A 13200-nucleotide genomic window follows, 5' to 3' on the forward strand; every position below is an offset into this window, starting at 1 on the left:
CGGCGCAGCAGTTCGGCCCCGAGATACTAGCCGATAAGGCAGCGAGGCGGACCCAACTTGTTGGGGGTTGCGCACTCATGAAGAGGCGTCACTTGAACGACTGTTTTTGAAAGTCAACTGGCGCAGTGGGATGACCGGAATGACGGCGCAGTACGACATCGTCGGGCTTGGCAGAATCGTCAATTTCTAGGAAGACCGGCAGACATCACGGCGTTTACAAAAAGCAGTGTCGAGTACGCTCGCTGGCAGTTCAATCTTCCGCCTGGATGCGCTCGTCGACTTCGAGGACGAACCTCGATGCACGGGTGGACGAGAATGCTATGTGAACTTCCGAGCGTGCGCGGGTGAACCCCACGTAGAAAAGGCGACGCTGTTCGATGATGTCCTTTGGTGTCGGATTGGATCGAGGGATTCTGCCTTCGTCGATGCCGAACATCACCACGACATCGAACTCCCGCCCCTTCGAGCTGTGGAGAGTGGTGAGATTGACGCGATCGTTTCCTTCGCCAGCTCCCGAGAACTGGCCAAGTGACATGCCGGACAATCCCAGGTCCTGTTCAAGCCGCTGTATGAGGGATCTCATCGCGGCCACATCGTCGGACAGGGCTCTGCAACCGATCGCAAACCGTTGGACGATCGCGGCGTCTAGCGCCCGAAGCCAGGCGGAAAGGTAAAGGGTGCTGTCCCGCGACGACCAAGTGAAGGCGAGCAGGGCTCGTTTGAACTCCCGCCAATCTTGATCGGACAAGATCGTCTCGGAGAACAGGCGCCTACCTTCGGAGACAATCCTTGACCAGCGTGGCTCGCCGACCTCCCATCCGCCACAACACCACGCAGCGCAGCGCTCGATCCATCGCATCAATCTGTTCGATCTGGAATAGAGGGCATTCGCGTCAGCCCGCACGAATGCCCAGCCATGATCAGCAGCAGCCTCGGCGACGGCGTCGCCCATGAACGCCGCAGCATAGAGGACAGCGATGTTACCACGTTGAAGGCCGGGATTTCTCACCTCCACTTCAGGGAGCAACGTTGAGAAGAGCCAGGCGGCGTGGTCTTCGTAGTTTCCAGCTAGTGGGTGGAAGTAGACCGTGCCTTCAGCGGCGCCTTCAGCCGCCTTGTAGCCACGCACCTCTCCGAGGGCATATTCCGAAACGGCAACGATCCGTGTGCCGCTTCGGTAGTTCAGTGCCAGTCTCACCGTCTCCACGTCTTCGCGCTGTGAAAGCTGCTGCAGGAGCTCCGGTCTCGCTCCAATGAAGCCGTAGATCGATTGATCGGCATCGCCGACCGCCAGTAGGCGTATTCCGGTGCGAAAGCAAAGTCCTAGCACCATCAGGTGAAGTGCGGTACCGAGATCCTGATATTCGTCGACGGCGAGCACAGGGAATTTGGCAAGCAACGCATCGCGCAGCCATGGATTCCTGACAAGGGCACGCAGCGCAAGAAGAGGCATGTCCTCGAAGTCTATCAAGCCAGCTTCGCGCAGATACTGCTCGTATGACGTTGCGAGCGCAGCTCGTTGCGGGTTAGCTTCCGTCCATATCGGCTTGGTTCTGTCCAAGTAGGTGCGACGGTGGAGGTCCATGCCGAACCGAAAATCCTCCGGATTGCCAGGACCGCCAACCACGTCCCGGTGAGCCCTGGCCATCGCCGCTCCCTTTTGCTGGGCGTTTGCTATCTGGAACCTGGAAGTAAGTCCGACATCTAGGGACTCGGCATATGGGATCAGGATTTGTGTCAGGGAAAAGGAGTGGACGGTGCCGACGAATACTCGCTTTCCCGGTTCGACCCCGAGGTCGCCGAGCCGTTCCTCCAATTCCCGCGCACATTCGTTGTTGTAAGTAATGCAAGCGACGCCACGCGGCGCCTTCACATCCTCGGAAAGGATCCTGGCAAGTTTAACCGTTAGTGTCTTGGTCTTGCCGCTTCCGGGACCTGCGAGAACGACGCAGTGCCCGGTCGACTCATAGGCCTGCCACTGGGCGTTGTTCGGCCTTAGTTCCTCCGCAGCGTCGAGATAGAGTGCGCTGCTAGACACGGCCGACCACGTAGCTGATGGCGCGCGCGATGTAGCCGGGTACCTCAAGACCGCCAATACGGGCTGCCATACGCTGTGCGAAGCGGCCCTTGCCGATGTCCTCCATCATGGCGAGTAGCTGTTTCCGATTGACCGTCGTAGGATCCTTTTCCCAGGCGTCGATCCGTGTCATTCGTTCCTTGCCGAAGTTGCCCTCCCTGAGGCCCTCGATGATAGACGCCGTGAAGGCGCCGTTGAAGAGATCCATCTCGAGCGTGTCGGCGTTGGTGAATATCCCGAACTCCTCGATGCTTTCATCGAAGCGAGGCCAGTCATCGGTCTCGAGGAGCTCGTCGAAATATTCCTCGCCATACTTCTCGGTGCGCATCCCATTTAGGAGCCGGGACAACGCAACTGTCCGTTTCTGGCCCCGATCACCATCAGGATCGAAATCGGTGATTATGGAAAAGGGGATTTTCAACGCTTCAAGAAACTTTGCGTAAGGCGTGAAGTTCGTGCCGGCGACCGAGCAGACCGTGATCCCAAGGCCGTCCAAATCGGCGGCGAGTTCCTCGGCAAACCTGGGAACCAGAAAGCGTTCCGCATCGCCCTCGACGAGGATGACACCGCGAGCAAACAACATTTCGGCGCGCGTGAAATCCAGGTAGCGCTGCAGGTCATCCGCCTCATCGGTCGACAGATCCAGGGAGGCCGTGGAACAGCCGACTGTCTCTTCGCCGTTTTCTCGGAGCAGGACGATCGATCTTACAGGAGCGACGCTTGCGATGTGCGGCGAGTGCGTTGTCATGATGACTGACAGCGGAGGATCCTCGCCGTCCTCATCCTGACCGCTCGCATCTTCGAACAGGCTTCTGTAAACGAGTCTTTGCAGATGCGGGTGCAGATGCGCTTCGGGTTCCTCTATCGCGAGAAGAGAATGGTCACGCTTGTCCCCTGCAATGAGGTTGCGCAGCTCCATGGTCTTAAGCGTCAGGAAGATGAGATTCGCAGAGCCAAGGCTGGCGTCGGAAACGGCCCTCTGTCCGGAGTCGATCAGCAGCCTAATCTGGCGATGAAGCTTCGAGGCGTCGGTGGCGGAGAAGCCGAGCGTTGGCTCGACGTCCTGCCGCTCCCCGCTCATGGCCCGGAACGATGTCGCTATGGCCTCCTCAAGGTCGGAGACAGGCTCGAACTCCATAAGGCTGGAGGTGGCTGTCCCAATCTGGTCGGCGACTTCCTGCAACTCGTCACGGTCGATCGCACCAAAAGCCGTCTCGATCAGCGGTCGAAGAGGAGAGCGTCTCCAGACAGCTAGATCTCCTTCCGCATCCCTAAGCGCGGGAAGGACATCCATGGAAATCCTGCTACGAACATCATGACCAAATTTTCGCGTCGGATCCCTGCCGCCGTAGCACGAGAACTGGAAGTCCCTCTCGCTCGTTGGAGCCCGCCCGAGTCCGGCGCGCGTCCTGTATTCGTACGTCAGTGCCACCGTGTCCGGGCTTCCGGGGACACGGTAGTCCGTCAGCACCGCAAGAACATCCGGGTCATCATCGAAGTCCTTTATCTCAACGGACACAAGGATTCGACTTTCTTCGTCGAGTTCTTCAAGCCCGTCCCAGAAATCGCCGAGAGACAGCTCTCGAGCGCTGTCTGGCAGCGACGGGTCGAATATCAGACGGAGTCCATAGAGCAAGTTCGACTTGCCGACCCGGTTCTCTCCGACGATTACGATGTTGCCCGCCAGCGAGACATCCAAGCACCGGAAGTTCCGGAAGTTGTCTATCGTAATTCTGGATAGGTACATCGGCGGTCCCTGCAAATTGCGGCATACAGAAATCATAACCGATTCTAGGTCAGATTGTACGCGAGCAACGACGTTACCTCCAATAAACCTGTAGGCCGACCAACGGATCGCATTGGTCGTGAACTATGCCAGCGGATGTCCGTTCCTGGGAGGGGAATAGGACACGAGCTATGACCGGGATGGAGGCGCACAGCGGACACGCGAAAATGCTCACCTCACCTCCGGCTTGACGCTCTTAAGCGGAAATAATTGCCGCTCTCCCGCAATGTTGACGTCGGCCCAAAGCCAGGGCACAAAGATGGCATCCACGGTCGCTCGCGGCAGGAAAACAGAGGGAAATCAAAGGCTATTTTTCTAAGCCATTGAAATCATGTGAGAATCCAGGTTCTCCAGGCGGGCCATTCTAGCTCGGTTTTCGGCTGAATATCGGCGACTGTTTCTCACCGACAAAAAGCGACGCCTGCTCAACAACTTGAGTAATCTCGACTGATTTTTTTGGCCATCCTTTGTGCTGGAAACGCGCCTCGCAAAATCGGCTGGGGACCTTAGCCGGCGCTTGAATGGTGACACCCCTCCATCCGGTCCTGCCGTATCAAGTCGGCCGCCTTTTCGGCGATCATCACCACCGGTGAGGCGGTATTGCCGGAGACGATGCGGGGCATGATGGAGGCATCTACCACGCGCAGGCCCCGAAGGCCTGTCACGCGCAGCGCGGGATCGACCACGGCATCCGGGTCAGGGCCCATGCGGCAGGTGCCGACGGGATGAAAGATGGTGGTGGCGATGTCGCCAGCCTTTTGCAGCAGGGCTTCGTCGTCCTGGAACTCAGGGCCAGGCAGGATTTCCTCCGGCTGGAAGGTGAAAAGGGCGGCTGCCGACATCACCTGTCTTGCCTGGCGGATGGCCGCGATCGCGATGGACCGATCCTGGTCAGTGGAGAGGTAGTTCGGACGGATCTCCGGCTGCAGGGCCGGGTCGTTGGAGGTGATGTGGCAGGTCCCGACGCTGGTCGGGCGCAACTGGCAGACCGAGACGGTGATTGCCGGAAACGGGTGGAGCGGATCGCCGAGCTTGTCGGTGGAGAGCGGCTGGATGTGATATTCGATGTCGGGTCGGTCTTCGTCCGGGCAGGACCGGGTGAACATGCCGAACTGGCTGGGTGCCATCGACATCGGCCCGGAGCGGTAGAGGGCATATTCGGCAGCGATCTTCATCTTGCCGCGCCAGGAATTGGCGAGCTGGTTCAGCGTCACCGTATTCTTCACCTTGAAGACCGTGCGGATCTGCAGGTGATCCTGCAGGTTTGCGCCCACGGCTGGCTTCGGCAGATTGACGTCAATACCGAGCGACAAGAGGCGGGAGGGGTCGCCAATGCCAGAGAGTTCGAGGAGCTTCGGCGAATTGATGGCGCCTGCGGCAAGGATGACTTCGCCTGTGGCTTTCGCGGTAAACGAGCCTCCTGGCGTGCGATACTGGACGCCGGAGACGCGCTTGCCTTCGAAGGTGAGGCGCTCGACCAGCGCATGCTGGACCAGGCGCAGATTGGGTCGCTTCAGGGCAGGCCGCAGAAAGCCGCGTGCCGTGTTCCAGCGGACACCTTTGTGCTGGTTGACGTCGAAGAAGCCGGATCCTTCATTGTTGCCGTCGTTGAAGTCAGCGCGCGGTTCGATGCCGAATTCACGGGCACCTTCCTGGACGGCCTCCAGGATATCCCATTTCAGGCGCTGGCGGCTGACCTTCCACGGGCCACCCTTTGCATGCATGTCTCCCGATGGACCGTGATAGTCCTCTGACTTCCGAAAATAGGGCAGCACATCCGACCAGCCCCAGCCGGGATTGCCGAGGTCGCGCCAGCCGTCGTAGTCGGCGGCCTGACCCCGCATGTAAATCATCCCGTTGACCGAGGTGCAGCCGCCGAGCACCTTGCCGCGCGGATAGGCAAGGCTGCGGCCGTTGAGCCCGGGTTCGGATGCGGTGCGCATCATCCAGTCGGTGCGCGGATTGCCGATGCAATAGAGATAGCCCACGGGGATCTGCACCCAGTGATAGCGGTCCGAGCCTCCGGCCTCCAGGAGCAGCACGCGGATCGTCGGATCCTCCGTCAGACGGGCGGCGAGAACGCAGCCTGCGGTCCCTGCCCCGACGATGACATAGTCATAGTCGCCATCGAGCCGTGTCGTGTCCGGCATGGTCTGTCCTTTCGTTGGCGATCACGATCGCCGATGTTCGTCTGTGGTCTTGGGCCGGCCTAGGACTTCAGGCGCAATGCGCTCCAGAAGTCCCGCATCTGGTCGGTCAGGGCCGTGAAGAGCCCGTATCGCCTGCGAAAATGCTCCGTCCGTTCCGTATTCGGCTGGAAGTCTCTGGCAGAGCGGGTCATCGCCGCCACGGCCTCTTCGTAGGAGGCGTAAAGGCCGATCGCGACCGCAGCGCCGATCGCCGCCCCCAGGGCGCCGGTCTCGCGGGCCTCGGCAACGGTGAGCGGGATCTCCAGGACATCGGCCATCATCTGCGGCCAATGGGGGCTACGCGAGCCGCCACCGGACATCACCGCGCGATCCACCGACAGTCCGGCGCGTCGCAGCACTTCGATGTGGCGGCGATGTTCGAAACAGACGCCTTCGAAAAGCGCCCTGATCATGTGGCCTTCGCCATGCCAACCGGCGAGACCGTAGAAACCGCCGCGAAACTCGGCACCGAGGCGTGAGCCGAAGATGAAGGGATGGAAGAAGGGGTCGTCGGCGCGGGGTACGACCTTGCCGACCTCCTCATTGCAGCGGTCGAAGGCCTCGCCGCCATGGTCGCCGCGCATGCGATGCACATACCATTCGAGATTGGCGGCGGAGGTCGCGCTCGACTCGATGTTCACATAGCGATCCTTGCCGAAGGTCGTGACCATGAAGACATCGGGGCTGATGACCGGGCGATCGGCAAAGACCTGGTTGATGCTCCAGGTCCCCGCAATGACCGAGGCTTCACCGGCATGGATGACGCCTGAACCCATGGCACTGGAGACGACGTCGAAATAGCCACCGATCACAGGCGTGCCTTGCGCGAGGCCCGTTGCCTTGGCCGCCGCTGCGGTGACCCGGCCGACAATGTCTGCGGACTGCACACGCTCAGGGAAGAACGACAGGGCATCCTCGAGGTGATAGAGTCCGAGCAATCCGGCATCGAGTTGCCCCTCCGGCATGGCAAGCAGCCCGGCGCCGCTCAAGTCGGAGATATCGTTGGCGAGGCGATCGGTCAGGCGGAAGTTGATGAAGTCCTTGCAGAACAGGACGATGCCAATATTCGCATAGGTCTCCGGAGCGTGACGCTTGATCCAGGCGAGCAGGCTCGGGGTCTGCGATGGCCAGGGGCGCTGCAGACAGCGCGCCTGGAGTGCGTCCCCGTTCTCACGGTCGAGCTCTGCTGCGATATCGGCTGCCCGACTGTCCAGCGACTGGATGCCCTTCAGCGGCTGAAAGGCCCGATCTAGCAGATAGAGGCCATTGCCGTGCCCGGCACACCCAAGGCCGAGGATCCGCGTGGGATCGACACCGGACGTGGAAATCACTTCGCGGATTGCCGCGCAGCCGTTTTCCCAGAGTTCCGAGAGATCACGCTCGACATGGCCGGGTTCTGGAAAGCTCGACTGGCCGTCGATGGCGCAGTGGGCGATCTGGTGGCCCTCCGTGTCGAAAAGCACGGCCTTGATGACCGTGTTTCCGACATCGACACCAAAAATGTAGTTTTTCTCAGCCACGGTTATAAATGTCCCATGCTTCTTCGCCGCTGGCGCGCTGGTGGATGATCGCCATCAACGCCTTCACGACAGCCTTCGGATTGTCATGCTGATAGATGTTGCGTCCATAGACCATCCCGTTTGCGCCTTGATCCATCAGGGCGGCTGATTTGGCGAGCACGACGCGCAGATCCTCGCGACCGCCACCACGGACCAGAACCGGGCAGCGCGCCGCTTCGATGACCTTGTGGAAGTCCTCGGGATCGCTTGTCGGATCGGCCTTGATGATATCAGCGCCCATTTCGGAGGCCAGACGGACCAGGGTGACGATCTTCTCGGCATCGCCGTCCACCTGGTAGCCACCCCTGATATCGTTGGGCAGCATCACCAAGGGCTCGATCATCAGCGGCATGCCATAACGGTGGCAATCGGCGCGGACGCGGCTGATGTTTTCGACGCATTGGCGGAAGAGTTCCGGCTCGTCCGGCAGCATGAAAAGATTGACGACGACACATGCCGCGTCCATCTCCAGCGCACCGATGATCGGTTCGTCATGGTTCTGCAGTTGCGACCACATGCTGCGGTGGCGCGTGGAATTGTAGGGATTGCCCATGTCGATGCGCATGACAAGCGCCGGCTTGTCGCGTTCGGGTCTCGCCTGCAAGAGGTCTGCCTGGCCATAGGCCATCTGGATGGCATCGGGGCCTGCTTCGACGAGCTTGTCCACCACGCCTGCCATGTCCTCCAGGCCGATGAGGAAGCTCGGCTCGTTGCAGACCCCGTGGTCGATTGCAACGTCGAGGCAACCACCCTGGCGAAACAGCCTGTTCATTCGTGCCTTCTTGGAAACTCGCATCATGACGCCTTGTCCTTTTCCTTGCATCTGTCCTGAAGCATTGCGACCGAGACCCCGTAATAGGTCCCAAGTTCATCGATGAGGTGCCGCCGCTCGGCAAAGATCTGCTCACCCGACCAGGCGAGTTCGCGGGCCATGGCGCTCAGCACGGTGTCGAGAATTTCGAGATCGATCTGGCCGGTGATCGCAAGGCTTGTGCGGCGGAGCACGATGTCGGCCAGGTGGTGAACGTCTTCGCCCTGGATCAGCCAAAGGATTTCGGCCAGCGTCATCACCGTTGTGGAGGACAAGGGAACGTCATCCGGATGTCCGTCGCAGAAGGCCATCAGATCGAAGGCCCGCGATCCATAGGTGGATGCCAGGTGATCGGCGCGGGCCTTGCCGATCGGAAAGTCGCGGGAGAGCAGAGCCGACAACCGCTCGCCATCGGCAGGGTAGTTCCTGCCGCCGCCGATCGGGCGGTCGGCGGTCGTTGCGATGCGGGGACGACCGAGGAAGGCGAGCACTTCGTCCGCCACCTGCTCGCCGAAGGCGCGGAAGGTCGTCCACTTGCCGCCGACCATGCAGAGCTGCGGCGGATCGCTCTCGACGCGATGGATGACGTGGCTGCGCGAGATCTTGCCCGTGAATTCCGCATCGCTGCGCGGCAGCGGGCGGATGCCGCTGAAGCTGAAGACAATATCGGATGGAGAGATGACGAGATCCGGAAAGACGGTGCGAATGGCAGCGAGAATGTAGTCGCGCTCCTCCGGTTCGCAGCGTGTCCGGCCCGGCTTGTCGACCTTGATATCCGTCGATCCGGCCAGCACACGGCCGAGATAGGGAAAGAGGATGCAGACGCGATTGTCGGTGTTTTCAAAGAAGATCATGTGGCCGTTCAGGGCCTGATAGAGCGCGTCATTCGCCAGAATGAGATGTGAGCCCTTGGTGCCGGTAACCGTCTTCTCGGCAGGTGCTGCGCCATCGCTGAGCGCCGTGATTGTCTGGTCGATCCAGGCGCCTGTGGCATTGACGATGATGCGAGGACGGACGACGATGAGTTCGTTCGAACCCTCGGCCGAAAGCTGATAGCCCTCGCCGATCCTGAGCAATTGCGCATAGTTCAGAGCCATCGCCTGGGGGGCATCACGGCGTGTGTCGAGAACGAGTTCCAGCGCCAGGCGCTCCGGCTGACTGATCCAGGCGTCATAATAGGTCGCCGAATAGCGGACCTCCGGCGTCAGGTCCGGCCATTGGGCCCGGGTGCTGCTGGCGTTGCGGAATGCGTGACGCGGGAGAAGCCGGTTCTTGCGCGTGACGAAATCATAGAGCGAAAGACCTGTCTTGATCGCCAGCGCCCCACGGCTCGATGGCTTGCCGGCCGAGCCGAAGAAGGTGGCAGCGGCATTGAAAAGACCGCTGAAGATCGAGTAGATCGGGATCGTCGTCGGCAGAGGGTGGACCATGTGGGGTGCGAGCCTGAGCAATGCATCGCGTTCTGCAAGCGATTCCCGGACGAGATTGAATTCACCGTTTTCCAGATATCGCAGGCCGCCATGGATCATGCGCGAGGGGGCGGCACTACAGCCGGACGCGAAGTCGTCCCGCTCGACCAGAAGCACGCGCAACCCCTGCAGCGCCAGATCGCGATAGGCGGCGATGCCATTGATGCCGCCGCCGACCACGACGGCATCGAAATCGCCGTCCTGTCGAATTCGCCTGAGCGCGTCCTCGCGGAATGTGGACATGGAAGTACCGTTCGCTGGTTTTGAGGCCAACGTCCCAATTCTCTGTTGTGGTCTGTGAGGGTTTACCGGTCGAGTTCGACCAGATGGTCTCTAATGCCGGCCGTGATGGTCGACAGTTCTTGTTCGCTCAGGCGCAAGCGTGCGGCACCCGCATTCTCGATCGCCTGGGTGGGGTCGCGCGCACCGCACAGCGAGAAGGTGATGCCAGGCTGGGCGAGCGTCCAGGCGATGACGACCTGGGCGACCGATGCCTTGTGCTGATCCGCGATCGGGTCGATCACCGTCATCAATCTCGCGACCTTTTCCCGGTTGCTGAAGCTGAAGCGCGGATTGCCGTGGCGCTGGTCATCAGCAGCAAAAACGCGGTCCGGACCAATCTTGCCCGAGAGCAGGCCGAGGGCGAGCGAGGAGTAGCTGAGAATGGAAACCCCACGGTCGAGGCATGTGGGAACGAAACTCGTCTCGATATCGCGCTTGACCATGGAGTATTCCTCCTGGATCGCATCGAGCGCACCCGTCGCGAGATAGGCGGCGAGATCTGCCTCCGACACATTGCTCGCGCCGATCGATAGGATCTTGCCCTCGTCCTTCAGGCGGAGCAGTTCTCCGACAGTGTCGGCAATCGGCGTCGTTCCATCCTGCCAGTGAGTGACATAGTGATCGATATAGTCGGTGCCCAAACGGCGCAGGCTTTGTTCGATCTCGTGGCGGATGGAGGATGGCCCCAGGTAGCGATGAACCGGCTTGCCGTCCTGCTGGAAGAAATAGGTGCCTTCGGCGACATGCCAGACGAGACCGCATTTGGAAACGAGCACGACCTTGTCGCGCTGGCCTGCAATCGCCTTGCCGACGATGGTTTCCGCCAGCCCCATGCCATAGGCGGGCGCGGTATCGATGAGCGAGACGCCGGCATCCACCGAGGCTCTTATGGCGTCGATCGATTGCTTCTCGTCGGTGCCGCCCCACATCCAGCCGCCGATGGCCCAGGTGCCGAGCCCCACGGCTGATGCCTTGATGCCACTTCGGCCGATGGGCCTGTTGAGTATGCCTTGGTCCGTCACCGGATCATCCTTCCCCATGTGTATCGAGTGCCCGGGCGATTTCTTCATCGACCACGAGCGAGGTCAAAAACCGCCCGGCAAGGGTCGCAGCCACCGGACCCGCCTTCAGGCTGCCTGCCGCCACACCAATGATCGTCGGGCAATCGGCGAGGTCTGCCGGGTCGAGTGCCACGACCCGTGAATTGAGATCGATCTCGGCGAGCGTACCGTCCGCCTTGATCAGATGCGCCAGAAATTCTCCGGCAATGCCCGCGTCAACAAGCGCCTGGCCGCCGCGTGCCGGATCCGGCAAAAGGTCGTAGTAGCCGGAGCCCGGCGCCTGGACCGAGCCGATGCCGACCAGAGCCACAGTCGCCTTGCGCGCGAGATCGAAGACCTCGCGGATCGAGGCGACATTCATTAGGAGGTCGCGCTGCTTATCGTCCTCGGCAAACAGCGGGGCATGGACGAGCTGCGCGGTGCCACCGAGCTTGTCGGCGAGTTGCGTCGCCAGATGGTTGACGTCGGTGTAATGCTTGCCCTGCACGCCGCCGGTGAGTGGCACGACCCGGACATCGAAACGGCGCTCGGCCTCCAGGTTTTCGACCACGGCACTCACCGCCTTGCCGCCGGTGATGGCGATGACGTCTCCATCCCGAAGCGTTTCGAGGAGATGGTTGGCCGCGACCCGTCCGACCATCTGCAGCGTCGTCTCGGGATTATCCGATACGGTGGGCGTGACCACCGACTGCTTCAGGCCGAAGCGCTGGGTGACTTCGTTTTCCATGTCGACCAGCCGTTGATAGGGGCTGGAGATACTGATCTTGACCATGCCCGCCTTGCGGCCAGCGGCGATCATGCGGTTGACCTTCGTATGCGAAAGGTTGAGCCTTTCGGCGATCTCGGACTGCTTCACACCCTCGATGAAATGCAGGACGAGGACCGAATACATCTGGCGCTGCTGATCGAATTCATCCCTGTTATCCATCATGACGCGTCGTCTCCTCGTTGCTTCCCGGCTGCTCAGCGGCGGCGCTTGACCAGGTAGTGGTCGAACAGCACGGCGGTGAGCAGAATGCTTCCCTTGATGATGTCCTGCCAGTAAACCGACACATTGAGCAAGGCGAGCGAGCTGGAAACCACCGAAAGCAGGACCGCGCCGAGGATGGCACCGAAGATGGTGCCTGCACCGCCCGACAGGCTGGCGCCACCGATGACGGCTGCCGCGATCACGTTCAGTTCCATGCCGGCGCCGAAACTGGGCTGGGCGGATCCGAAGCGGGCCATGTAGATGACGCCGGCCACGCCGCAGAGCGCAGAGCAGAGCGTGGTGGTGGCGAAGACGACGCGGCCGACACGGATGCCCGAATAGGCGGCCGCCTTGGGATTGCTGCCGGTATAGAAGACTTTGCGGAAGGCAGTTGTCCGGCGCAGCAGGAAGTCGAAGGACACCACGACGACCACGAAGATGATGATGACGAGCGGGATGCCGTAGACCGCGCCCTGGCCGATGAACTTGAACTCAGGCGGCAGGGAGAAGAGCCCGAGCGGTCGACCGCCCGTCGCCAGCAGGCAGACGCCGCGGGCAATCACCATGACACCGAGCGAGACGATGAAATGGTGCAGACCGACCACGGTCGTCAGAAAGCCCATGAACATGCCGATGCAGGTGGTGACCGCGATGGCAAAGGCGGCAGCGGCCCAGGGATCGATCCCGTTCAGAAACAGCCATCCGGCGACCACCATGGCGAGCGCCGTGACCGAACCGACCGAAAGGTCGATGCCGCCCGAGATCAAGAGGATCGTCATGCCGACCACCACGATGCTCTCCACCGCAAAGGCCATGGCCATGGCGCGGAGGTTGTCGACCGTGAGGAAGTAGGGGGAGATGAAGGACATCACCGTAAACAGCGTCAGGATGATGACGATCAGGCCCGTCTCGCGTGCCTTGATTGCGGGTGCCCACCACTGGACCCGGCGCTCGGTGGCCGAGCCTGCGTGATACTGCGTGTCGATCGTTGCCATC

At 61.1% G+C, this 13200-nt stretch carries 9 protein-coding genes; all 9 read right to left on the reverse strand.

The window, feature by feature from the left end:
- Nucleotides 1-250: 250 nt before the first annotated feature.
- On the reverse strand, nucleotides 251-2038 hold the full coding sequence (locus tag H6M51_RS19990) for an ATP-dependent helicase (protein ID WP_185811636.1): 1788 nt from the start codon (nucleotides 2036-2038) through the stop codon (nucleotides 251-253).
- Complete coding sequence (locus H6M51_RS19995; protein WP_185811564.1) at nucleotides 2031-3824, reverse strand: ATP-dependent endonuclease; 1794 nt, start codon at nucleotides 3822-3824, stop codon at nucleotides 2031-2033. Before H6M51_RS19995 ends, H6M51_RS19990 begins: the two co-directional genes overlap by 8 nt.
- Nucleotides 3825-4369: 545 nt before the next feature.
- On the reverse strand, nucleotides 4370-6013 hold the full coding sequence (locus tag H6M51_RS20000) for a GMC family oxidoreductase (protein ID WP_185811565.1): 1644 nt from the start codon (nucleotides 6011-6013) through the stop codon (nucleotides 4370-4372).
- Between the two features lie 59 nt (nucleotides 6014-6072).
- Nucleotides 6073-7572: an FGGY-family carbohydrate kinase gene (locus H6M51_RS20005; RefSeq protein WP_185811566.1), complete on the reverse strand. Its 1500-nt coding sequence runs from the start codon at nucleotides 7570-7572 to the stop codon at nucleotides 6073-6075.
- Complete coding sequence (locus H6M51_RS20010) at nucleotides 7565-8407, reverse strand: class I fructose-bisphosphate aldolase (protein ID WP_185811637.1); 843 nt, start codon at nucleotides 8405-8407, stop codon at nucleotides 7565-7567. The genes H6M51_RS20005 and H6M51_RS20010 overlap by 8 nt, the downstream gene beginning before the upstream one ends.
- Nucleotides 8407-10134, reverse strand: coding sequence for a glycerol-3-phosphate dehydrogenase/oxidase (locus H6M51_RS20015; RefSeq protein WP_185811567.1), 1728 nt, complete (start codon nucleotides 10132-10134; stop codon nucleotides 8407-8409). Before H6M51_RS20015 ends, H6M51_RS20010 begins: the two co-directional genes overlap by 1 nt.
- Before the next feature lie 62 nt (nucleotides 10135-10196).
- A complete protein-coding gene (locus H6M51_RS20020; protein ID WP_185811568.1) occupies nucleotides 10197-11195 on the reverse strand; it encodes an aldo/keto reductase in 999 nt (332 codons plus the stop codon).
- Nucleotides 11196-11199: 4 nt separating this feature from the next.
- A complete protein-coding gene (locus H6M51_RS20025) occupies nucleotides 11200-12165 on the reverse strand; it encodes a sugar-binding transcriptional regulator (RefSeq protein ID WP_185811569.1) in 966 nt (321 codons plus the stop codon).
- A 32-nt stretch (nucleotides 12166-12197) separates the two neighbouring features.
- The gene (locus H6M51_RS20030) at nucleotides 12198-13199 is read right to left on the reverse strand and encodes an ABC transporter permease (RefSeq protein WP_185811570.1); all 1002 of its coding nucleotides are present in this window, start codon (nucleotides 13197-13199) and stop codon (nucleotides 12198-12200) included.
- Nucleotide 13200 lies beyond the last annotated feature (1 nt).

It is taken from the genome of Rhizobium sp. AQ_MP (genome assembly GCF_014237835.1).
In the GTDB taxonomy this organism is placed as follows: domain Bacteria; phylum Pseudomonadota; class Alphaproteobacteria; order Rhizobiales; family Rhizobiaceae; genus Allorhizobium.